Here is a 22201-nt window from a genome sequence, read left to right as displayed (position 1 = left end):
GACTGTCAGGAGTTCCGTGTGTGGGCGGGCATAATGGGTAAAAAGGAGATCCCATATGTCTCGACGCAAAGAGCCTTCGATACCGAACGAACTTCTCGACCAGTTGCTGGCTGGAGGTTCGGCCAGTGCCGCATTCGACCAAGGCGGCCTGCTCGATTCGCTTAAGAAGGCGCTGACAGAACGCGCCTTGAACGCAGAGATGGACCACCACCTCGCCGGCCAGGACGGCACGGGCAACACGCGTAACGGCTACGGTCGGAAGACCGTGATGACCGACACCGGCAAGCTGGCGATCGACGTGCCGCGCGACCGTCAGGCGAGTTTCGAACGCAATCACGAGATTGCCAAGCGCGAAAGATTTGAAGCGCGCGTCGGTATGCACGACGATGTGCGCGGGCACCGCGTTGGTAAGGCCGAGGTCATTGGCGGCCGTGATGCCGTCGATGAGCATGCGGGTCTGGTCGCGCCGAGACAGCGCGTCGATGATGGCGCGGGGGTCTGGATTGGTGGGCTTACCGGTCAGGCTGTTAGTCCTGGGCTTGTCGTAGAGTCCGCGCGCGATGCGGCGGATCTGCTTGCCGCGCGTCAGCCGGTGCAGCGCTTGGTCGACAGCCTCGCGCGGCCCGTGATCGAGGAAATCGACGGGCGTCCAGGCACCGAAGGGGGCAGCTTGCTCCATCCGACCAAGGATGTGCGCTTTAGAGCGTTTTTCGATCGTGGGGAGTCGGAAGGGGATTCCCACGGGTCTGCTTTTCTGATTCATATGTGGACGCCCCCTTGGCAAGGGCATTTTGTCGGGATGGGTTTGATCGGTTGCTTTCATATGTCCGGCCTGTTTGTGCGGCATACGTGTTGCCGCTGGCCCTGATGGAAATCCGCCGGTGAGGTCCCTAAACAGGCTGCCGCGCGTTGAAGCGCATTGAATCAGACGGGTTGGTCTCACCATTGGCTCGATCGTTACTCATCATCGACTGCCATTACCATTTCGGGTGACCTGGGCTGATCAGGTCAAATTGGCGTAAGGGTGATAGGCCTCCTTGCGGGTCAGCACGACCCAAGCGATCCGAGCGAGTTTGTTAGCCAGGGCCACCGAGACGAGCCGGAAGGGCTTTTTCTCGGAGAGCTTCCTGATCCAGTCCGCCATCGGCGTTGGCTTATCCTTGACGTGGCGCATGACTGCGGTGGCTCCGACGACGAGCAATCGGCGCAGGTATCGGTCGCCCTGTTTGGAGATGCCGCCAAGTCTGGTTTTTCCCCCGGTTGAGTGTTGTTGCGGTGTCAGACCGAGCCAGGCGGCGAACTGCCTGCCTGAAGAGAACTGCTCGGCATCCGTAACGGTTGCAGCTATTGCTGTTGCCGTGATGATGCCGAGGCCGGGGATCGCGGCAAGTCGGCGACTGGCCTCGCTCTCGGTATGCCAAGCGGCAAGCTGCTGATCCAGTTCCGCAATCTCGGCGCTGACGGCCATGATCTGTCGGATCAATATCTCCAATGCCGTACGGGCGTAGGATGGCAAGGCATTCCTGTCAGCCATCACCTGCTCGGCCAGCTTGGCGAGGTTGCCAATGCCGGGGTTGGCAACGTGGCCCAGCTCGGCAAGATGCGCACGCAGAGCGTTGGCGAGCATCGTCCGTTGCCGTACGAGAAGGGATCGGGCGCGATGGGTCATAAGAATGCCCTGCTGCTCGATCGTCTTGACGGGTACGAACCGCATTGTCGGCCGCTGCACGGCTTCGCAGATCGCTTCGGCGTCTAGCGCATCGCTCTTGCCCCGCTTCACGTAAGCCTTGACGTACGATGGCGGTATCAGGCGGACTTCGTGGCCCATCGCTGCAAGCGTGCGAGCCCAGTGATGCGCGGTTCCGCAGGCCTCCACCGCGATCAGGCAAGGCGGCAGCTTCGAGAAGAAAGGCAGCATCTGCTTGCGGTGCAGTTTCTTCACCAGCACCGTGGCACCGCTCTCGTCGATGCCGTGTGCCTGGAATACGCTCTTCGCCAGATCGAGCCCAATCGTCGTGATCGTCATGCAAACGCTCCTCTTCCTCTCGGTTGACCGACCGGCAGCATAGCAACTGTCGGTCGGTGCGGGGGCGTCCACATCATCAGAATTCGTGCTGGTGAAGGAGGCCGGCATGGATGGCTCTTTCGATGGATTTGCGGGTTCGGGTTCTGGCGGCGATTGACCAAGGCTTGAACTGTCGGTCGGCAGCGTTTCGGTTTGGCGTTGCGCCATCGACGGCGATCCGGTGGTTCGGGCAGCGGCGGGCGACGGGCACCATTGCCCCCAAGCCTCGAGGCGGCGACATGCGGTCTCGCCGGGTCGAGGAGCGGGCAGCGGACATTCTGGCCATTTGGGAAGCGCGCAAGGACATCTCGCTTGAGGAACTGCGTGCGGCCCTGACGGAACAGGGCCTGTCCGTCTCGGTTGCAGGGCTGCACCGCTTCTTCGTGCGCCGGGGCATGACGCGCAAAAAAAGACGGGGCATGCCAGCGAGCAAGACCGACCCGAAATCCTGAAGCAGCGTCGCGACTGGTTCGAAGGCCAGATCGATCTGGAGCCCGAACGTCTCGTCTTCATCGACGAAACCTGGACGGCGACGAACATGACCCGCAGCCATGGGCGCTGCCCCAAAGGCGAGCGGCTGCGGATGGGCTACCCGCATGGCCATCGCAAGACCACCACGCTGGTCGCGGGGCTGCGAATGACCGGCATGATCGCGCCGATGGTGCTCGACGGCCCAATCAACGGGGACTGGTTCGAAGCCTATGTCGCCCAGGTGCTGGTGCCGCAATTGCGTCCCGGCGACGTGGTCATCATGGACAACTTGTCGAGCCACAAACGCGCCTCGGTGCGCGAGCGGATCGAGAACGCGGGCGCGACCCTGCGTTTCCTGCCGCCCTACAGCCCCGACTTCAACCCCATCGAAAAAGCCTTCTCCCGCCTCAAGGCCATGCTCCGCAAAATCGGCGAGCGAACCGTCAGCGGCCTCTGGAACCAGATCGCCACGCTCGTCGACATCTTCCTCCCCAACGAATGCGCCAACTACTTCAGCTCCTGCGGATACGATCCAGAATGATCGAAAAACGCTCTAAGATCCAGGGCATTCCCACGCATCACCGCTTCCTTTGTCAGAAGCATATATACGTTTTTCTATCAAATTAGCGTACGGGAGGAGCGGTTCGTTGGGCCCGATCAGGATTATCCCGCATCTCAGATGCGCGATAATTCCTGCGCATTGATCCGGACCGTCCGGCCACCAAGGCATGCTTCCGTTGCCGCAAGGTCGTTTCCGCCGCCGCAGTACCTACACCTTGCGGCGCTTTCCCTCGAAGCCATCTTTCACATCGTTGACCCAGGCCACGATCTCGCGCTCGCTCCATCGCGCGGCCGCGGCGGTGATTTTGTATGGCCTCGGGAAGCGCCCCTCACCGATCATGGCGTAGATCATGGTCTTGCCGAGACCCACTCGGTGACGAACCTCTGCGAGGCGGAGCAAACGATCGGATGGCTGCGCGACGCCAGTGTCTGTTCCGGTGGTCATTTGCGCGACTCCGCCAGCTCTGCGCAAGCCTGTGCGACACCGCGATTGTTCGCCAGGCAGACGGAAGGCATGGCCATGTCTCCCAACAGGTGGATCGCTGTCCCTTGGAATCGAAGCATCGTCGTCTTTCTCGCTCTGACCGCCGCACGGCGGGTTGGGCGGGAAACGGCGAAGGTGGAAAGCGCCCACCAACTATTTTTGCGTGGAGGAGAATCGATCCCTTCCGTTCCGGGGCGGCTGAAGGTCGTTGTGACTCGCATACCAGCTTTTGCTTCTTAGCATTGGAATATATGCCTAAAATATACCATTGGCATCAGTCAGGCATATATTGCGAAGTGCCCCTTGATATACATTGAAAATAATCCCATAAATATACCATGGGCTTATCACGATCAGAAAAATTGAGGCCGCTGCTCGACGCCTGGGAGCCGCACAGCGTCGCGACCACCGCCCATCTGAAGACCCTCGGCATAACGCCGCAGGATCTTCAGAACTACACCTCGTCGCGCTGGCTGATTTCGCTCGGCCGTGGCGCCTTCAAGCGTCCGATGGAGACGGTGACCTGGCAGGGCGCGCTGTACAGCCTGCAAGCCCAGCTGCGACTGCCCGTCCATGTAGGGGCGCTGACCGCGCTTGAGATGTCGGGCAACAGCCATTATGTCCGGTTTGCCAACACCAAGGCTTATCTGTTCTCGCCGCTCAACGTCGCGTTGCCGCTCTGGTTCAGAACCCATTGGGGTGATGACGTGCGGCATGTCCAAACCAAGCTCCTGCCTCCAGAACTCGGGCTGACAGAGCAGCAGGCACCCGAGGGCTTTGCGTTGAAGACATCTGGTGTCGAACGGTCCGCCCTGGAACTACTACATCTCGCGCCGAAGGAATTCGACCTCGTCGAGGCCGGGATGATCATCGAGAGCATGACCTCGATACGGCCAAAGCTCATGCAGAGCCTGCTGGAGCAATGCACCTCGATCAAGGTGCGAAGGCTGTTCCTCTACCTTGCGGAGCGTGCCGACCTGCCGGTCGTGCGCCATCTCGACCCTGACCGGATCGATCTCGGGACCGGGGATCGCAGCCTCGTGCCGAACGGGCGCTATGTCGCGAAATATCAGCTTCTGCTTCCCAAGGAGTTGGTCGATCATGGCTGAGCCTTATCGCGACCAGGTTCGGCTGCTCCTCGACATCCTGCCGCTGGTGATGGCGGAGCCGGTCTTTGCGCTCAAGGGCGGCACCGCCATCAACCTGTTCGAATGGGATATGCCGCGCCTCTCGGTCGATATCGATCTTACCTATCTGCCCAACCATGATCGCAAGGAGTCTCTCGGCGCGATCGGCGAAGCATTGGCGCGCATAGGTGCCGAGATCGCGCGGCGATTGCCGCCGACCCGTGTCACCCAGGCGCGACAGGGCGGCGAGGGCATGGAGGTGAAGCTCAATTGCCAGCGCGTCCGCACCCAGGTGAAGATCGAGGTCAATCCGTCTCTGCGTGGCCACCTATTGCCGGTGCGCGACCTGGCTTGCTCCGACCAGGTGCAGGAACAATTCGAAGCCTTCGTAGAGGCGCGATGCATGTCACACGGCGAGTTGTTCGGCGGAAAGATCTGCGCTGCGCTTGACCGGCAGCATCCCCGCGACCTGTTCGACGTCAAGCGCCTGCTCGACCAGGAAGGCCTGACGGACGAGGTTCGTCTTGGCGCGATCGCCGGCTTTGTCAGCCACGGCCGCCCGATCGCCGAACTCGTCGATCCCGCGCGCAAGGATCAGCGCGAGACCTTTCGGTCCCAGTTCGAAGGCATGCCCTTCGAGCCTTTCAGCTATGACGATCACCAGGCAACGCTCGAGCGCTTGGTCGGCGCGCTTCGCGGATCGTTCACCGATGACGATCGTGCCTTTCTCCTGTCCTTCGAGGCCGGCGATCCGGACTGGAGCCGCTTCCCAATCGCAGCGCTGGCCGAGTTGCCCGCGCCGCAGTTCAAACTGATGAACATCCGCAAATTTCGAGAAGCCAGCCCGGAGCGCCATAAGGCGGTTCTCAACGCGCTGGAGAAGTCGCTGATATCTCCCGCGTCCGCCACCGTCCGTTGACGACTGTGGGGCTGAGTGTGGGGCTGAAATTTACAAATCAATATTATTAAAGCTATTTGTGATCACACCGCAGCGTACCCGGCGTGCCTGAAGTAGTTTGTGCATTGGTGCGGCGGGAAGTCGTCGAGTAGCGAGCCGATGCGGTTCCAGAGGCCTTCTCGGGAGCGTTCGCCGGCTTTCCGCAGCAGGTGTTTGAGCTTGGCGAAGACCATTTCGATCGGGTTCAGATCGGGGCTGTAGGGGGGCAGGAAGAGCAGTGTGGCCCCGCAGGCTTCGACCAGCGCCGCAGCTTCTGCGCCTTTGTGGCTGGAGAGGTTATCAAGGATGACGACATCGCCGGGGTTGAGTTCGGGAACCAGGTATTGGCGGACATACTGGGTGAAGATCGCCCGGTTCATCGGCTCATCAACGACGAAAGGTGCGACGATCCCGTCGCTCGTGAGGCCTGCGAGGAAGGTCGTTATCTTCCAGTGCCCGGCAGGGGCATAGCCGCGGACCCGCTTTCCGCGTGGCCCGCGTCCGTAGCGCCGGACCATGTTGGTGGTGACACCCGTCTCGTCGAGGAAGATCAGGCGCTTGGCGCTGAGCATCGGCTGCATTGCCCGCCATGCCTCGCGCCGCGCCACCACGTCAGGCCGGAGCTGTTCGGAGGCGTAGACGCTTTTTTTTGAAGCTGATCCCGTTGCCCGTGAAGAAGCGGCTCAGCATCCCGGCGTCCGCCTTCACGCCGTGCTCGTCCAGCAGTCGCTCGGCCACAGCAAGCAGCGTCAGGTCTGGCTCCGCGTCGATCAGCGCCAACAGCCAGGCACGATGCACCGATAACCGAGAACGACGGTCCCCGCCCTGCGCCAGCGCGCCGCGCCGACCTTGTCGCAGCGCCTGAAGCCACCGCACCGCTGCCGCGTCGCTGATCCGATAGCGACCCGCAGCCTCACGCCGCGACAAACCCTCTTCCTCAACTGCCGCAATCACCCGATCGCGCAAATCCTGCGAATACGCTCTGGTCATACCTGCCGACCTCCAACAGCCAGCATGATGATGTGGACGCCCCCGCACCGACCGACAGTTGCTATGCTGCCGGTCGGTCAACCGAGAGGAAGAGGAGCGTTTGCATGACGATCACGACGATTGGGCTCGATCTGGCGAAGAGCGTATTCCAGGCACACGGCATCGACGAGAGCGGTGCCACGGTGCTGGTGAAGAAACTGCACCGCAAGCAGATGCTGCCTTTCTTCTCGAAGCTGCCGCCTTGCCTGATCGCGGTGGAGGCCTGCGGAACCGCGCATCACTGGGCTCGCACGCTTGCAGCGATGGGCCACGAAGTCCGCCTGATACCGCCATCGTACGTCAAGGCTTACGTGAAGCGGGGCAAGAGCGATGCGCTAGACGCCGAAGCGATCTGCGAAGCCGTGCAGCGGCCGACAATGCGGTTCGTACCCGTCAAGACGATCGAGCAGCAGGGCATTCTTATGACCCATCGCGCCCGATCCCTTCTCGTACGGCAACGGACGATGCTCGCCAACGCTCTGCGTGCGCATCTTGCCGAGCTGGGCCACGTTGCCAACCCCGGCATTGGCAACCTCGCCAAGCTGGCCGAGCAGGTGATGGCTGACAGGAATGCCTTGCCATCCTACGCCCGTACGGCATTGGAGATATTGATCCGACAGATCATGGCCGTCAGCGCCGAGATTGCGGAACTGGATCAGCAGCTTGCCGCTTGGCATACCGAGAGCGAGGCCAGTCGCCGACTTGCCGCGATCCCCGGCCTCGGCATCATCACGGCAACAGCAATAGCTGCAACCGTTACGGATGCCGAGCAGTTCTCTTCAGGCAGGCAGTTCGCCGCCTGGCTCGGTCTGACACCGCAACAACACTCAACCGGGGGAAAAACCAGACTTGGCGGCATCTCCAAACAGGGCGACCGATACCTGCGCCGATTGCTCGTCGTCGGAGCCACCGCAGTCATGCGCCACGTCAAGGATAAGCCAACGCCGATGGCGGACTGGATCAGGAAGCTCTCCGAGAAAAAGCCCTTCCGGCTCGTCTCGGTGGCCCTGGCTAACAAACTCGCTCGGATCGCTTGGGTCGTGCTGACCCGCAAGGAGGCCTATCACCCTTACGCCAATTTGACCTGATCAGCCCAGGTCACCCGAAATGGTAATGGCAGTCGATGATGAGTAACGATCGAGCCAATGGTGAGACCAACCCGTCTGATTCAATGCGCTTCAACGCGCGGCAGCCTGTTTAGGGACCTCACCGGCGGATTTCCATCAGGGCCAGCGGCAACACGTATGCCGCACAAACAGGCCGGACATATGAAAGCAACCGATCAAACCCATCCCGACAAAATGCCCTTGCCAAGGGGGCGTCCACATATGAATCAGAACTCCACCACTTTGGGAATCCCTACGATTCCGTCAGATCACAAACCGCTCTAGCGAACCGAGTCCGATCTCTCTTCGCCGTCCGTTTGACTGAACGCGAAGAATCCATCTGCCCGAAGTTTTGCCGGTGACATCAAGAAAAGGGCCGTCGCCATCGGCGTACCGCCCCGGCTCCGCCAGTGAGCGCATCTTGAGCGCTGTGAGCTTTCCCATAACCCTGCTCCAAAACACCCACCATTTTACCCACCACTTTGTGGTAGGAAGTAGTAGGATTGAGTGAAATCCGATGAGGCAGAAAGTCTCCGATTTCTCTCAGTGTTATAGCAGTTTAAGGGGTTTTTGGCGAGCCCAAAAGAGGGGGGGGGATGGCGGAGCGGGAGGGAGCCTCAGGCTGATCTTAGGGTATTGACTTTACGTCTAAATATTGGCAGCCGCGCAGGGTGTTCCCACATTTTTCCCCACACCTTTTGTGAGATTGTCAGGTACGATCTGGCACGACCGGCGGCCGATACGCGCTCCGATTCCGCCATTCAACTGATCTCAAGTAGATCCCGAAAGCGCCCGCTCGTCTAGGTACTTTCACTCGACACATCTGGTGGATTGCAGTCGGTTCGAATTGCAGCGTTAGTGCAGGTGACCGGCCGTTCACTCAGGCCGAGGTAGCTAGGAACTACACATCGCCCAACAGCTCTTCGCAATGAGATGGTTTCCCTGAGCACGGTCTTGGATAGCGATCGCGGACCCGCAGGGGGGCTCCGGGGACTGGGCAAGTTGTGTTTACCCGACCTAGCCAGTTCTTCGGCGAAGAACATGCGGGCGATGGTCTGCGGTGATGCGCTCAGTTCCGAGCCGACCGGAAGGTCGCGCGGAACGGGTTGCGGATGCGGTGACGGAACCCGGCCCCTGTGAGTTCGCGCGGATCCTTCATCTCGAACAGTGCGCGATTCGTCTCTAGGGTTGCGATTTGCTCTGGCGTCCAGTCCGGTGGTGCCATCGCTAGCACATCTTCCGAGCGCGTGCGGATCTCGCCATCTTTCAGATAGATGTCGAACGCCATGCCGACCACTGTGCCTAGCTGGGCATGCTCGCGGAAAACCGAGAAACAATAGGTTTGGAGCATACTGCTGCGATACGTACGGTACTCCTCATAGGTGCCGGCTCCCTTGTGATGGGGAACGATGAGGAAGACATAGCCTATGCGCTGAACCGGAAAGCGGCGCGTTACGAACGTACGCCGCACGAAGCGTGCCATATCCTCCCGCACACAGCGGTCCATGGCCCCCCACAGGGCCTGGGCGAGTGAAACGCGAGTCATTCGCGGCTCTGCCGCGATGACGCGCAATGCCTTTTCGGACAGGCTTACGCTAGGCTGATGATCGAGAATGGCAATAGACGTACCTTTGAGCACATCCTCCGAGATAAGCTCGATCACCTCGTCCCAAAGCATCGACTGCTGTTTCAACGCTGCGATCTCGGAATGCAGCTGTGAAGACACATAGGTCTCATATTCGCCCTCCGGTATAACAAGCTGTGCGCGGCGCGCCTTCTTGCGCAGCTTTTCGGGGACGAAGCCCGGTCGCCCGTCCTTAAACCCGTTCATCATGTAGGCAGCGAGAAGATGCTCTTCGCCTGCCGCCAGGCTTAACCTCCCCGAGCGCAGGATTTTCGCGCGGGCGCCGAGATAGGTTGTTAGATCCGCGACCGTGTCGAGTTCACTCATCACGAACTCCAGCCCGATAGGGTCGAGGACATGGACGAAGGTCCCGCCGGGATTGACGTCGCCCACTATAAACGGATGAAAATCGTCTTGGGTTGTATCGACATGCGCTGCGCCCTTCAGCGAGGGCTGGATCATCAGCGTTCCGCGCGGGTCCGAGTAGTATTCACGGCACGCGGCTTCGGCGCCCGTTACCACTGCGACCAGATGCGTGATTCGGTTAGCTCTCTCGGGAATCGGCACGGGTAGCAGCTGGGTGCAGTGCTTGTCGGTGAAGACACGTTCTGGATGGCGATCGAGCCAGCGCTCGGCCCCGTTGAGCTGAGCGACGGCGCCTTCGATCGCGCGCCGATACCATCGTGACCAGGCAAGCTCGGTCGGTTTGTCCGCCTGCCAGCTGATCGCCTTGTCGCTGAATAACACGACATGATTCTCGAACACCGCCAGCAGATCAGCAACCTCTTGGCCGCCGCCGCATGCGGTCTTGGTCCGATCATTGAAAGTGTTGGGGTAGGACCATAGCCGCAGGAAAGTACGCTCCGCTAAGCGTGCCAACTTTCGCTCTGATGGGGTCAGTCCTTCACTACGGAAGATCGTTTCGCTCAATGCTTAGTCCAATGCTTGTCGAAGTTACCGGCGTGCGTCGATCCAACGCTCGGGCACGAGCCCGTCACCTCGCCAGCGGGCGACCACAGCATCCGCGAACCACTGGTCTCTGAGGTCGGCGTGATCGGTGACGATCAGCTGGAAGTGAGGCGACAGTTCCTCCGCGACATCGAACATCAGCTTGAAAAGTTTGAACACGGCCTCGCGGTCGGCGTCCGGCAGAACAGATATGTCACCGTCGCGATCCTGTTCGGCCGGATAATGCGCCTGCGAGGGCTGATCGAAGAACAGGAATGCCGGGACGGGACGATGCTTCTGCCTGAACCAACGATGCAGCGCGAGATGGGCGAGAACGTGATAGCCAACCCAATTCTCGCCACTTCCCATCCTGAAGAGGGGAACCGGCCCGTCGAGTGTGTCAGCGATGACGGCTAGCTGCCGGATGTCGAGCCGGAGCCTGCTGCCGCTATGCTCGAGGTCGAGCTTCTCGGAATCGCGTGTCATGAACTCGCCAATCAGATTCAGGATCGACGTCAATCGCTCGGCGGTGTTCTCGGGGTCGACCAGCTTCTCCAGCGCCGCGACCCGCTTGCGTGCAGCCTCGACCTCGTCGACCGAAACCAATGCGATCGGCGGCGGAGGGAGCGTCTCGAGGAAATAGGCGATCCGGCCCATAATGCGGGCGAGACGAAGCTGCCCGTCCCTCTCAGTGCGGAACGCCTCGTCCTGCTTAGCCAGGGCGTCCATCTGCCCCTGATTGCGCTTGAGACTATCCTCAATACCGTTCTGCCTCACGACGAGTTCGGACTGCGCCTCCTGAAGTCGTGGCACCTCACGTCGAACCTGACTCAACTGCTCGTCGATGCCGCTTAGGGTCTCATTCATCTCAGCCACGGAAGGAACGTGCACGTCGCCTGACCCGCAAAGTGCGCAGGTCTCAACGTCGCCCTTCGCGATTAGTCCCAATGTCGCCAATCGACCTCGCTGCTCATCGGCCTCGCGGGCGAAGCTGCCGGCCACGTCCTCGACGCTTCTGATCTGCCGCAGACGCTCTTTGACTGCAGTCAGCTCCCGCCGGAGCGCCGATCGCTCACGGCGGAGAACGGCGATCGGCTCGGTAGAGTCGGCGGGAACGGGGACCTCTTGGATGAGGGGGTTGATAGCGCGCAGGCTGCTGAGCGCGACGTCTTGGGTAGGAGGCTGCCCAGGCGGCAGCAACCCTACGGATTGGGCCTCCCGGAAGATGTCCTCCGTGCGGGCGGTGGATAGGTCAGCCAGCTGCTTCCGCTCGTCGGCGGCCTTCTGCAGCTTCCTGAGCTCCTTCCTCTCGACGTCCAGCTGAACCTTGTGGCGTAACAGATCCTCATCGATGGCCCCCAGAAAATAGGGCAACACGTCCTTGATCGTCTGGGGAAGGTACGGTTCGCCCTGCCGATGGAAGAGGATCTTGCGGCTGTCGATCTCATCTTGATCTTGGATGCAGAACATCAGGGCGTGCCGGATATTCGCGCTGATCGGCTTGCGGGTCTGACCCTCCGGAACGGTTGTCTGGTTCTCAGCGATGCCGACGGACGAGGTGAGAAGGGTCTCGATGTCCTCGACACCTAGATTGGGTTCCCACGCGACGGCCTCGGGCATGCGCAGATCGGCCCCGACCGCATAGTAGACATCCGGGTTACGGGTTTTTGGCGGCTTGGGGTTGCGACGGGCGATGAAAACACGCCCGTCCCCCCTGTCGAGAAGAATGCCGAACCACGAGACATGCTGGCGGATGATGCCGTCCGACACGTGGCACTGCTCGCGGCCGAAGCAGTACTCAATGATGTCTATGAGCGAAGACTTTCCGGTCTTCGACGCACCGGTGATGATGCTCAGGCCAGAGGGGTTAAGCCGCACTGAGCTCAGCTCGCCATTGTATCCGTAGACGCCGATCTCCAGAATCCTAAGGCTCAAGTGGTCACTCCAAGCATTGAGAGAATGGTCGACTGGCGGTCGTTCTTCGGGAGCCATCGGCCGACGAAACGGGCAGCCTCGTAGCAGTCGCGGATGTCGACGGTGTCGGTGGCGAGGCGCGGCGGGTCGGGACGGAACCTATGTGGGCCGGGTCTGACGCCGTCACCTGCGATGGCAAGCCACTCCTGCGCGCAACCCAGCTGGATCGCCTCACGTGTAGCGTAGACCAGTTCGCGCGACCGATCGGCGAAATCACCGATGTGCTCCGGATGCGACGTGATCCACGTCGTCATTCTCGTCCGAAGCGTCGGCAGCGCACTGCGCATCGCCGCATTCAAAACGATCGGAAGGATGAGGAAGCAGTGAGCCAGAGGCAGCGCGCGCGCCGCCCCGTCACCCTCTTGGTAGCCGCGGCACGCCGTGCGCAACAGGAGGGCGCAGAAGACCGGATTGAAGAGGCTCTGATCCTCGATGGACCGTTCACTCCACGCCGGGTTCATCGCCACCTCCCGCGCCAGCGCGGCCCAGTCTTTCAGTAAATTCGGGATGCCAGCCGATCCGCCGCTCGTCCGAAAGCATGTGGTAGGATCCCTGAGACACGTACGCCTCGCTGACCTCCCGTATCGGAATGCAGTTGTTGGTCGTGGTGGAGAACACGTCCATGCCGATGTCCGCCAGTTCCGCATCTGACATGCCCGCCTTGACGCGGGCTTCAGCGACGCCCCTGCGGCGCTGCCAATGGTCAGTCAGCCGGCGACCGTAATCCGTGAGCTCATTCTGCCTCAGCAGTCCGTCTCGCGCCCAGCGGGACCGCTGCTCCCTAGCGCGGAAATAGTCGAAGATCGCCATCTTCTGGCCAGTGGATCCGAGGCCGATGAGCTTTAGCTGCTCCACGAAGGGACGGTTCTCCAGAAGGCCGACGGCCTCAGCGGACGGGTCCGCCCCTCCGTAGTCGAGCGGAAGGCGCTCCGGCCCGAACTCCTCGCGCAGATCATCCACCTTAGAGTCAATCAGCGATACGGGTATCAGCTTGCCGCCCGGGGCCGACAGCGCATCGATCACGATCCCGAACCACCACCCCTCCAAGCGCTCGACGAACACCGCGAGATGCTCGGGGCGGCAGGCGCGCTTCACGCTCGATGCGATGTCACTGGATACGTCGACGATCGTCGGCGAGGCATCGAGCATCTCGACCATGTCGAGTATCCGCTCTCGCATCTCGGGCGTCTGCTCCAGGAACAGCCTCGCGGCCCACGCGACCTTGGCGTTCTTCGATTTCGCTGCGGAAACCGCCAGCTTCGTGGCGGCACCGACCACGTCGCGCACCTTCGGGTCGGGCCGAAGGAGTGACACGGCCGTGTCGGGACCCAGCGTGGCCGTGGTGACGAAGCTCAATCGCACCTTCCCGAGCTCGGCGGGATGGTCGATCACCCGCTTCGTCCAGATGCCGATGGTGTTCCAGAACTGCTGCGCCATGTCGCCCATCGCCTTGGGCCTCAGGCTGTGCTTTGACTGCAGCAGCTCCACGGGTGATCCTTCCACCGAGAAGGATATGTCGTCGAAGCATTCGATCGACACTTCCAGACCGGGCGTGACATCCTGTCGCCTCAGAGCCGCAAGGAGCGCATATCGGCACTGATAGAGGTAGCCGCTCGCTGAATCTGCCGCCGAATGATCCGTCACATGCCCCCCCCTTGATCGCAAAACTATCTGCTCATCATCGCTGGAGGCAAGGACTACTTCGGTTGAAGCTGCTGTAAGGAACGGCGGCACTCGACATCAGCGTTAGGGAGGTTAACCGTCTGGCTGTCGCGCCGCAAACTTCTGTAGCTGTATTGGCGGTAAACGAAGAACTGGATATATTGATGGCAGAGCGTAAGGCCATACCAATGGAGACAAGACTTCGGCTATTTTCTGGAGCATCCGGTCATTGTCAGAAGCCGGATTGTCTTGAACCATTGTTTCCAATCGAGATGGGCGGTGACAAGCATATCGCTGAAATGGCCCACGTCATTCCACATGGTCAGGCAGGGCCACGTCACGAAGACCGGCCCGACGGCAACTTCGATCCTGATGCGTTCGAGAACCTTATCCTGCTTTGTCCGACGTGCCACACGAAGATCGACAAAGATCCTGATAGCTTTCCCCGCAACATCCTTCTGGATTGGAAGGAGAACCACCTTGCCAACTTAGCCGCAAAGCAAGGTATCAGGACTTATGACGATCGCGCCGAAGTGAGAGCGGCGGTCGCTGGGATCATGGCCGAGAACAAGGCTATCTGGAGTAAATTCGCTCCGGAGCATGGGTCGGACTTTGAATATGATCCAGAGTCTGAGGCTGCGAAAGGGTGGAGCCAACGGATGCGGAGCGTGATCCTGCCCAACCACTATCGCGCTCAAGCGATTATCAAAGCCAACCTGGGACTCGCCACAGAGGGCGAACGTCGGACCTTTGCGGAGTATCAGGAGCATGTTCGCGGCCTGTCGGAACGCCATGTCTGCGGCGTCTCCGGGCGGGCGATCCGTTTCCCCGAAGCGATGGAAGGTCTGTTCTCGTGAGTTGGCAGGTGAAACGCGCTCTCGCTTACCTTGCCGAGCAGCCGCGACTGAGCGCGCAGCATGTCGGAGGTGAGTTGATCCGGATTGAGGTTGAGGATCAGCCGGAGGTGCTGGCCGTGATATCGGCTGCGAATGAGATGGATGCGGCAACAGCGGCGAGTTACCGGGAGAAGCACCCGGGAATGGATTTCCTATGCGGTTATCGGAAGACGTGTGTCTGGCCGGGTGACACAATCGAATATCTTCAAAACGTCGGGATCGGCTGGGGTAGTGCCGGAACCTTGACCTCGGCGGCGCTTGACGGCGAGGCGAACACCGCCTCCCACAAGACCTACTTCTTTTCTGACCGGCTCCTTCGACAATATGGGCGGGTGCAGGAGTTGACCCGGGAATATGACCGCATTTACCGGATCGCGCTCAGGACTGGGGCTGTGCTGAGGATAGGCATGATCGCCGACTATGAGCCCAACGCGGATGCCGTGCGCAGCCTCTGGGACGAGTTTGGGCCTGTCGATATTGTTTGGAATATCAACCCGAACGGAAGTCCATCGCCGGAAGCGATCGACGCCGGGTCTGAGCTCGGGTGCGAGGTGCTGAAATGGGAAGAGCTGAAAGAGCGTCTGAGGACGGCCTGATGACGGCGGGTGAGATAGCTACCTATCTGCTTGGTAGCTGTAGGTCACTGGAACAGTTTGAAGCGTACATGTTCGGTTCGGCGTTGCGCGGGATCGGCGAGGATGTCGACATTCTGGTCGTCGGGCCTGGCGGTGAGGCGCTTTTGCAGCTGAAGCGGGAGCTTCGGGCAGCAGGCGAGTTTCTGCCGCTCCACGTCCTTTACATGCTGCCCTCCGAGGAGCGGCGCACCGATTTCGTCGCGAGGCAAAAGTGTGTGCCTCTCAGGCGGTTGATGGCTGCCGTCGAGAGCTGATTGGCTACATCTACCGCATCGCGTGGGGTCCAATCGCGCCTTCGGCTCGGCTTCACTAGATCATTAGCTGACAGATTCAGCACGGAAAGGCTATGGTTTCAAATGCGGGTTTTTACACCACGCCCCGGCTGCTTTCGACCCTTCCGATCCTGAAAGCAGCCTGTCTGCAGCCGGCCCAGAACGGGCCTCACGCGCATCAATCGAGCTTTGCTTGTTGTATATCGATAGAGCACTTCACTGGTGCACTGAGCTGCGTTGCGCGTTCTCGGCATACCGTAAGCGCATCCGCGTTGTCCTTCGAAAGCCGCGCTGCCTCGGCCAGGGCACGCGCCTGCTGAGGGTTGGCAACCTGCATGAGCCGCACACCCGCGTCCCAAGGTGTGCGCCTGAGCATTGCTGCAGCCCGTTCCTCTGGCCAATGCCAGCTCTCGGGCGCGAGTTGAGCGACTAGCGATGGAACGGCAGCGCCGGAAGCAAAGCCTACCACTAGTGCCAAAGCGGCTGCCCCCGCGATCCACAGCTGCTGGGTCTCCGCGGAATGGGCCGACGCGAGCATCACCTTCAATTCCCGGACTGTGCTGGCAAGGGTCTGGCTAGCACCGACCCAGGCTCGATGATCGTCCGCGCGCGCCTGCGTGCCAGCCGCCTCAACCTGCCTGGCGACATCCTGCGGCGTCAACGTCATCGCCGGGCGCTTGGCGAGGATGTTGATCGCGCCGCACACCTTATCGTAGCCGTCGCGAATCTTCTCCAGGTCCGGCCCATAGTCACGCGCATGCAGTTCCTGCTGTCGCGCGGCGAAGCCGTCGACCGCAGCAGTCAGCCCCGCAAGCTTGCGCGACATGTCGTTGAACGCCTGGACGGTCTGGTCCGCTTCTACGGGAGGTTCGTGTATACCCATGGCTACATTCCAATCCCAAGGCCCCGATCACGATCGATCGAGAAGGTGAGCTGGCGGATGACCGAGCGCGTGCGAACATCGTCGCCAAGCGCCCGACTGACGCCACCGTCGCGGCTGCCCGGCGTCCATTCCGGCGACCATTGCCGGCCGAAGAGCTGGCTCCCCCTGCGACTGAGCGCGGCCCCCAGCGCGGGGTCTTTCTCCAGCCCCTTCGCCATCGACCGCATGGCGTTCTCGACACCAGCGCGCTTCTCTTCATTATCCCAGCCGCTCAGCTTGCCCCGCCGCGCCTGCAACTGCTGCCAGGCCTGAACGAACCGGTCTGCGCGCAGCTCGGGATTGGTGCGCACTTCGGCTTCGAGCTGCATCTGGCGAATGGCATTGGCGGTGCGGCCGTTGGCCGCTTCGCTGACCAGACCCGGCGTCCGCTCGAACGCGGCATAGAGATCGCGAGCGTCGTGGGGATGTAGCGCGTTGATCGCCTCGGCAGTGCGCGCAAGCGCCGCCTTTTGGTATTCGAGCGGCGCATGGCCCCGCCCGGTCATGCGACCTGCATCCTGCACGGCACGCGCATAGCCTTCGACGGCCCGCTCCAGCTTATGGGTTGCGGATGCCTCCGGCGCAGCCGATGGCACCGACAGTTTGAGCCCATCGAAACGCAGCTTTGTCGGCTGTCGCTCGGGTTCGGGGATGGATAGGCGCAACCCGTCGAACATGCCGCGACGTGGCGTCGGTGGAGTCGCGCTGCGCTCCAGTTCGACGAGCGGCTCTTTGGCAAGCGTATCGAGGATACGCGACCGTTCGACGCCGCGCCGCAAGGCGAAGCGCTCGGCAGCAGCATCATAATCAAGGGCATTGTCCTTGGGCCGGTCGCGCGCCAGGGTGCGGGCGAGCTTGCCCTGGTCGGCGAAGTCGTCGCGGCCATAATGAAGCTGCACCGCATCGCGGTGCCGCGACAGCGCGACATAGGCAGCGTGACGGTCGAGCCCCGGCGTCGCCAGCACATGCACCCGGTCGACGGTGACACCCTGCGCCTTGTGGACCGTGGCGGCATAGCCATGGGTGACGTCGCCATAGTTCTTGTGGTCGAAGGCGACCTGACGACCATCGTCGAGCCGCACCGCCATGCGGGCATGATCGACCTGTTCGATGGTGCCGAGACTACCATTCTTCACACCCAGGCTACGTTCGTTGCGCAGGAACATGACCCTGTCGCCGGCCCCGAACAAGCGTGCTCCGCGCGTGGTTTCGACAGCAATATCAGTATCTAATGCTCCACCGCGTTTCATCGCATCCCGGGCCAGCGCATTCAGTTCATCGCATTCTTGGTTGGTGTGGGTGAGAATCATGCGCGAGGCCGCCGGATCGGCGATCCGCTCGCGGTCCCAACGCTCTATCAACGCCGATCGCGCCTCGACTCGCGTGTCCGAGTCGACGACCATGCTGGCCCCGGCATAGGCTTCCAGCGCCTCAGCCGTACGGCCAGTTGCGAGCTGCCGCGTCGCCAGCCGCTGCCAGTCTTCGCGCTGCCGGCGAATGTCGGTGATCTCGATCGCACCGTGCCGCTCGGCGACAGAGCGGAACGCCGCCCCCGCCTCGATCGCCTGCAACTGCTCGGGATCGCCGACCAGCACCACCTTGGCGTGGCGCTTCTCGGCTTCGGCAATCACTCGCTCCATCTGGCGTGTGCCAATCATGCCAGCCTCATCGATCACGAGGATCGACCGGTCGGTCAGTAGTTCGCGCCCCTGCCTCCATTGATGCTCGATACTGGCGATGGTGCGCGACACGATGCCCGAGCCGCTCTCCAAATTCTCGGCGGCGATGCCGGACAGCGCCAAGCCCTGCAACTGATAGCCGGCGCTCTCCCATGCCTCGCGGGCAACGCCGAGCATCGCCGATTTGCCGGTACCGGCATAGCCCACCACCACGCCAAGGTCCGTGCCGCTGGTGACATGATCGAAGGCGCTGCGTTGCTCGCTCGACAGTACCAGCCCGCGCATCTCGGCGCGTGCCAGTGCGAGCTTGCGATGCTGCTCGTCCACGCCGTGGCGGCGGCTGGCGTCGAGCTTCACCGTCGCGCGCTCCAGCCGCGCTTCGGTCTCGATCATCTCACGGCTGGTGAAGCGATCTTCGCCGCGTCCGTCCTTGCCCAGCTTCACCAGCTCGGGCGCAGCGCGCACTGCCGCCATCACCTGATCGAACTGCTCCTTCCCTTCGCTATGGCGATGCACGAACATCGCCAGATCGCGCGTGGTGAAGGTCGCCTGGGTGCGGGTGATCGCGTCGAGCGCCAGCGCGGGACTGGCGACCAGCTTCTCGCCATTGGCACGCGCGATCTCGTGATGCTCTTCCAGCCGTTCGGACGCGAGCCCCTGGTCGGCCATTCGGGCCGCCGCCGGACCGATCTTGTGCTGCGGTTCGAGGTCGATCCCCTGCGCTTCCAGTGACCGGTGATCGACGCGCGCGTCGATGTCCAATTCGGCCAGCCGCGCATTGACGTGTTCCGCCCAGCGCTCGCGCCATTTCTCCAGAAGGTCGGTGCGGTTCCAGTCGCGGTTCTTCTTGCCGAACCCGTCCGCATCCACCTCGCGCAGGCCAAGCATGACATGCGCGTGCGGCTTCACTTCGCCATCGGCGCCGATATCCCAATGCACATTGAGATCGGCGACCATGCCGCGGTTCACGAACTCTGCTTGGACGAACTCGCGCGCGAGCCGAATGCCCTCGGCCTGGTTCAGTTCGCGTGGGATCGCAAATTCGATCTCGCGGGCGAGTTGCGCGTCCTTGCGAAGCTCGACGGCTTCGACCGCATTCCACAGCTTCTCCCGATCGGTGAGATGCTCGGGTGCGCCGTCCGGCAGCAGCACTTCAGAATGCACGACGCCGGCCTTGTTCGAGAAATCATGATGCCGATCGAGCCGCTGATCGTGCAGCCGCGATGCCGAGCGATAGGCGGCAGCGGCCAGCGCCGAGGACCCGCTGGCGCGGCTGATGATCTTGGCCGAGAAATGGTAGATCGCCATAGCGGCAATCCATTTACACCAAACAAGCGACGTCGGCACGACGTATAAGCGCGCCCTCAAAAGATTTCATCTTTTTCGCGACATGATCATCCCAAGATGTTTCACGACATTTGCGCTGATCGACGCAGTTCCTAAATCCACCAAACATCAGTCATCAACTACGGAGGTTTCGATGCGCAAACCACGGGACTTTGAGTCGGAACTGAAGGCGCTCGACAGCAAGGCGCGGCAGCTTAAACAAGCCAAACTCCAGCAGCTCGCCGAGCTGGTGGTCGCGACGGGTGCCGATGTGCTGCCGATCGATCAGCTGGCGGGCGCGTTGCTCGCCGCTGTCAGCGCGTCCGATATGATCGCACGGGAGGACTGGCGCCAGCGTGGCGCGGCCTTCTTTCTGCGGCAGGGAAAAGCGCGCGGCGGCGCTCGTTCGCGTGCGGCATCGGCTGCGGCAACTGACAGCGGCACGGCGCCGGCTGGAAGCGCAGCGGGCGCGGAATGATACGCGAGAATGGTTGGTGAAGCGCCGCGAACGAACGCGTCAGCTGATCGAACTGGGCGGCCTGGTTGCGAAAGCCGGGCTGGTCGAACTCACCGACGATGATCGCGCCGTGCTGTTCGGTGTGATGGTCGAAGCCGCCGCCACGTTGCAGGGCGAACATCGCGACGAGGTGCTGACCCTCTGGCGACGGCGCGGGCGGCGTGCTTTCGCCGACAGCGACACAGAGCTATGACGGCGGCGAACAGAGATCGGCCCAGATCGCGCCCACCAGGTCCGCAAGCCGTTCGGGCGTGATCCGCGCCGATGCCGTGCGCGATCCGGCCGCAGGGTACACGCTGTCGAACTGGCGTAGCGAAATGTCGCAATAGATCGGCAACGGCGTGGGCAGTCCGAATGGGCAGACGCCGCCAACCGGATGGCCCGTGAGCTGCTCCACGTCCTCGGAGGCAAGCATGCGCGGACGACTTCCCATCGCGTCCTTCACCTTGCGATTGTCGAGCCGGTAATCGCCGGCCGTCACGACCAGCACTACTGCTTCACCCACCCGCAGCGAGAGGGTCTTGGCGATCTGCCCCGGCAGCACGCCAAGCGTGGCGGCAGCTTCGAGCACCGTTGCGGTGCTCGAAGCCTGTTCGATGATCGAAATGTCGGGTGCCCGCGCCTCCAAAAAAGCACGGACGGCCTCGATCCCCATCAGCCGTTGAGCTTGTCTTTCACGGCCTTGGCGGGCGTGAAGGCGAGCTTCTTCGACGCTGCAATCTGAATCGCTTCGCCGGTGGACGGATTACGGCCCTCGCGCGCGGCGCTTTCCTTAACCTTGAACTTGCCGAAGCCGTTCAGCGACACTTCCTCGCCGGCTGCTGCCGCCTCGGTGATGGCGGCAAAAATGCCGTCAACCAGCTTGCGCGCATCGGCCTTGGTGAGGCCGTGGGCTTCGGAAACGCGGTCGGCGAGATCGGCATTGTTCATGGACGTTTTCTCCGTGTGAAAGGGGCGTGCCCTCTAGGTGCGGCGCCCGATGCTGTCCAGCAGCCCACGCGATCATGCGGCGGCTGCACGCTCCAGCGCGGTGATGCGCTCTTCGCAGATCACCTGCACCGCCTGGCCCAGCACCTCGACGCGCTCGCCCAGCCACGCCAGTTCCTCGGCGGTGATCCGGTAGTGCTTCGAATAGCGCGCCTTCACATAGGCTTCTTTGAGCTTCTCGAACCGCGAACGGTCGCCGCGCTGATCGCGCGGCCACGCGTCGACCAGACGCGGGTCGATGCGCTCGGCCTGGGTGCGCAGAAAGCCCAGATTGTGCGTGTGTGGCGTGTAGAAAGTGCAGACGAGCAGCACACAGTGGTAAAGGCGCTCAGCAGTCTGATGCAGGTCGAACGCGGCGTCCTTCAGGAAGCCTTTCGAGATGTCGAAACGGGCGATTTCGAAGCGCTTCATTGCAGAGGGGAACCACTCCTCGAAGTATTCCCGCGCCATCGACAGCGCCTGCGGCGGTGTCTTCGGTTTCGGCTGGTGCAGTTCGCCCGGCTCGCTCTCGTAAAGCGCGATCCCGTCGCGGGCGACGTCCATGAAGAAATACCGGCCGTGCGCCAGCCCGTCATTCACCTCCTGCAGGGTGTGCACGATGAAATTGACTGGCGTGCGCAGCGTCTTCGTGATCGCAAGCTCGCGGTTGAGCCGGTCCTCCGCGCTTGACCAGAACTCTACCCGGTCGGTCAGCTTGTCGCTGTTGACGATCACCAGCAGATCGAAGTCGGACTGGTAGCCCTTGGCGGTGTGCGGCTCGTCGACCCATCCCCCGCGCGCATAGCTGCCGTAGAGGATGACCTTGAGGATGCGCGCCTGCTTCTTCCAGTCCGACGTGGCGATGGCAATCGCGTCGCCAAATTCCTCGAACAGGATTTGGACGACGCGCTCCAACTCGCGCTGTTTGGCCGGGGGCAGATGATCGAGGCTGGTCCTCATATTCCGATCCTAACGCGCTGATGCGGCGGCGTACACCTCG

21 protein-coding genes and 2 pseudogenes are annotated in these 22201 nt (G+C 61.8%); 10 read left to right on the top strand and 13 right to left on the bottom strand.

All coding sequences use genetic code 11. The features are described 5' to 3' along the window. Window positions 1-55 precede the first annotated feature (55 nt). A pseudogene (locus tag TS85_RS25630) lies at window positions 56-358 on the top strand (transposase); the annotation flags it as partial. Between the two features lie 24 nt (window positions 359-382). Here the strand turns inward: TS85_RS25630 and TS85_RS26180 are convergent. Both TS85_RS26180 and TS85_RS20885 read right to left on the bottom strand, forming a co-directional pair. Next, window positions 383-679: pseudogene (locus TS85_RS26180) on the bottom strand (DUF6088 family protein); the annotation flags it as partial. 324 nt (window positions 680-1003) lie between these two features. Beyond that, a complete protein-coding gene (locus TS85_RS20885; RefSeq protein WP_044329667.1) occupies window positions 1004-2026 on the bottom strand; it encodes an IS110 family RNA-guided transposase in 1023 nt (340 codons plus the stop codon). A 110-nt stretch (window positions 2027-2136) separates the two neighbouring features. On the opposite strand from TS85_RS20885, the gene TS85_RS25035 reads away from it, so the two are divergent. Then, window positions 2137-3077, top strand: a protein-coding gene (locus TS85_RS25035) for an IS630 family transposase (protein ID WP_227698562.1) whose coding sequence is annotated in 2 segments (ribosomal slippage) — window positions 2137-2482 and window positions 2482-3077 — 942 coding nt in all. Because the reading frame shifts where the segments join, the coding sequence is not laid out codon by codon here. A 228-nt stretch (window positions 3078-3305) separates the two neighbouring features. Here the strand turns inward: TS85_RS25035 and TS85_RS20870 are convergent. Then, on the bottom strand, window positions 3306-3542 hold the full coding sequence (locus TS85_RS20870; RefSeq protein ID WP_044334797.1) for a helix-turn-helix transcriptional regulator: 237 nt from the start codon (window positions 3540-3542) through the stop codon (window positions 3306-3308). Between the two features lie 401 nt (window positions 3543-3943). On the opposite strand from TS85_RS20870, the gene TS85_RS20865 reads away from it, so the two are divergent. Both TS85_RS20865 and TS85_RS20860 read left to right on the top strand, forming a co-directional pair. Then, window positions 3944-4690 carry a type IV toxin-antitoxin system AbiEi family antitoxin gene (locus TS85_RS20865; protein ID WP_265102101.1) on the top strand — a complete coding sequence of 249 codons (747 nt, stop codon included), beginning with the start codon at window positions 3944-3946 and terminating at the stop codon, window positions 4688-4690. After that, window positions 4638-5627: a nucleotidyl transferase AbiEii/AbiGii toxin family protein gene (locus TS85_RS20860; RefSeq protein ID WP_227698561.1), complete on the top strand. Its 990-nt coding sequence runs from the start codon at window positions 4638-4640 to the stop codon at window positions 5625-5627. The genes TS85_RS20865 and TS85_RS20860 overlap by 53 nt, the downstream gene beginning before the upstream one ends. A 62-nt stretch (window positions 5628-5689) precedes the next feature. Here the strand turns inward: TS85_RS20860 and TS85_RS25030 are convergent. Further along, window positions 5690-6635, bottom strand: a protein-coding gene (locus tag TS85_RS25030) for an IS630 family transposase (RefSeq protein ID WP_155006508.1) whose coding sequence is annotated in 2 segments (ribosomal slippage) — window positions 5690-6299 and window positions 6298-6635 — 948 coding nt in all. Because the reading frame shifts where the segments join, the coding sequence is not laid out codon by codon here. A 104-nt stretch (window positions 6636-6739) separates the two neighbouring features. Between TS85_RS25030 and TS85_RS20845 the strand changes: the two genes are divergently transcribed. Next, complete coding sequence (locus TS85_RS20845) at window positions 6740-7762, top strand: IS110 family RNA-guided transposase (RefSeq protein ID WP_044329667.1); 1023 nt, start codon at window positions 6740-6742, stop codon at window positions 7760-7762. A gap of 1087 nt (window positions 7763-8849) precedes the next feature. On the opposite strand, the gene TS85_RS20840 is transcribed toward TS85_RS20845, so the two are convergent. Genes TS85_RS20840 through TS85_RS20825 form a run of 4 tightly spaced genes read right to left on the bottom strand, consistent with a single transcriptional unit; the run spans window position 8850 to window position 13970 of the window. Next, the gene (locus TS85_RS20840; RefSeq protein ID WP_155006507.1) at window positions 8850-10334 is read right to left on the bottom strand and encodes a hypothetical protein; all 1485 of its coding nucleotides are present in this window, start codon (window positions 10332-10334) and stop codon (window positions 8850-8852) included. 24 nt (window positions 10335-10358) lie between these two features. Next, entirely contained in the window at window positions 10359-12287 is a 1929-nt protein-coding gene (locus TS85_RS20835) for a DUF3732 domain-containing protein (protein WP_044334790.1), read from the bottom strand. Next, complete coding sequence (locus tag TS85_RS25625; RefSeq protein ID WP_155006506.1) at window positions 12284-12787, bottom strand: three component ABC system middle component; 504 nt, start codon at window positions 12785-12787, stop codon at window positions 12284-12286. The genes TS85_RS20835 and TS85_RS25625 overlap by 4 nt, the downstream gene beginning before the upstream one ends. After that, window positions 12768-13970: an ABC-three component system protein gene (locus TS85_RS20825; protein ID WP_044334789.1), complete on the bottom strand. Its 1203-nt coding sequence runs from the start codon at window positions 13968-13970 to the stop codon at window positions 12768-12770. Before TS85_RS20825 ends, TS85_RS25625 begins: the two co-directional genes overlap by 20 nt. 182 nt (window positions 13971-14152) lie before the next feature. Between TS85_RS20825 and TS85_RS20820 the strand changes: the two genes are divergently transcribed. The 3 genes from TS85_RS20820 to TS85_RS20810 are packed head-to-tail and all read left to right on the top strand — an operon-like array spanning window position 14153 to window position 15773. Next, window positions 14153-14845, top strand: coding sequence for an HNH endonuclease (locus tag TS85_RS20820; protein ID WP_044334788.1), 693 nt, complete (start codon window positions 14153-14155; stop codon window positions 14843-14845). Window positions 14846-14853: 8 nt separating this feature from the next. Further along, on the top strand, window positions 14854-15480 hold the full coding sequence (locus TS85_RS26175) for a hypothetical protein (protein ID WP_227698560.1): 627 nt from the start codon (window positions 14854-14856) through the stop codon (window positions 15478-15480). Then, window positions 15480-15773: a nucleotidyltransferase domain-containing protein gene (locus TS85_RS20810; protein WP_044334786.1), complete on the top strand. Its 294-nt coding sequence runs from the start codon at window positions 15480-15482 to the stop codon at window positions 15771-15773. The genes TS85_RS26175 and TS85_RS20810 overlap by 1 nt, the downstream gene beginning before the upstream one ends. 196 nt (window positions 15774-15969) lie before the next feature. On the opposite strand, the gene TS85_RS20805 is transcribed toward TS85_RS20810, so the two are convergent. Both TS85_RS20805 and traA read right to left on the bottom strand, forming a co-directional pair. Beyond that, window positions 15970-16674: a DUF6118 family protein gene (locus TS85_RS20805; RefSeq protein ID WP_044334784.1), complete on the bottom strand. Its 705-nt coding sequence runs from the start codon at window positions 16672-16674 to the stop codon at window positions 15970-15972. A 2-nt stretch (window positions 16675-16676) separates the two neighbouring features. Next, entirely contained in the window at window positions 16677-19700 is a 3024-nt protein-coding gene (traA, locus tag TS85_RS20800) for a Ti-type conjugative transfer relaxase TraA (protein WP_044334782.1), read from the bottom strand. Window positions 19701-19782: 82 nt separating this feature from the next. Here traA and TS85_RS20795 point away from each other — a divergent pair, with 82 nt between their 5' ends. Both TS85_RS20795 and TS85_RS20790 read left to right on the top strand, forming a co-directional pair. After that, on the top strand, window positions 19783-20196 hold the full coding sequence (locus TS85_RS20795) for a conjugal transfer protein TraD (protein ID WP_320407130.1): 414 nt from the start codon (window positions 19783-19785) through the stop codon (window positions 20194-20196). A gap of 16 nt (window positions 20197-20212) precedes the next feature. Then, window positions 20213-20428 (top strand): conjugal transfer protein TraD, encoded by a 216-nt coding sequence (locus TS85_RS20790; RefSeq protein WP_044336736.1) that lies wholly within the window; start codon window positions 20213-20215, stop codon window positions 20426-20428. Here the strand turns inward: TS85_RS20790 and TS85_RS20785 are convergent. The 3 genes from TS85_RS20785 to TS85_RS20775 all read right to left on the bottom strand — a co-directional run bounded on the left by TS85_RS20785 (window position 20423) and on the right by TS85_RS20775 (window position 22161). After that, a complete protein-coding gene (locus TS85_RS20785) occupies window positions 20423-20890 on the bottom strand; it encodes a YbaK/EbsC family protein (protein ID WP_044334778.1) in 468 nt (155 codons plus the stop codon). The two genes, TS85_RS20790 and TS85_RS20785, sit on opposite strands and share 6 nt — an antisense overlap. Further along, window positions 20890-21165 carry an HU family DNA-binding protein gene (locus tag TS85_RS20780; protein ID WP_044334776.1) on the bottom strand — a complete coding sequence of 92 codons (276 nt, stop codon included), beginning with the start codon at window positions 21163-21165 and terminating at the stop codon, window positions 20890-20892. The genes TS85_RS20785 and TS85_RS20780 overlap by 1 nt, the downstream gene beginning before the upstream one ends. Before the next feature lie 72 nt (window positions 21166-21237). Then, a complete protein-coding gene (locus tag TS85_RS20775; protein WP_044334774.1) occupies window positions 21238-22161 on the bottom strand; it encodes a HEPN domain-containing protein in 924 nt (307 codons plus the stop codon). Window positions 22162-22201: the final 40 nt, after the last annotated feature.

It is taken from the genome of Sphingomonas hengshuiensis (assembly GCF_000935025.1).
Classification (GTDB): Bacteria; Pseudomonadota; Alphaproteobacteria; order Sphingomonadales; family Sphingomonadaceae; genus Sphingomonas; species Sphingomonas hengshuiensis.
Note: the sequence above shows the minus strand (reverse complement) of the source record. Positions and strands in the feature narration are given on the sequence as shown.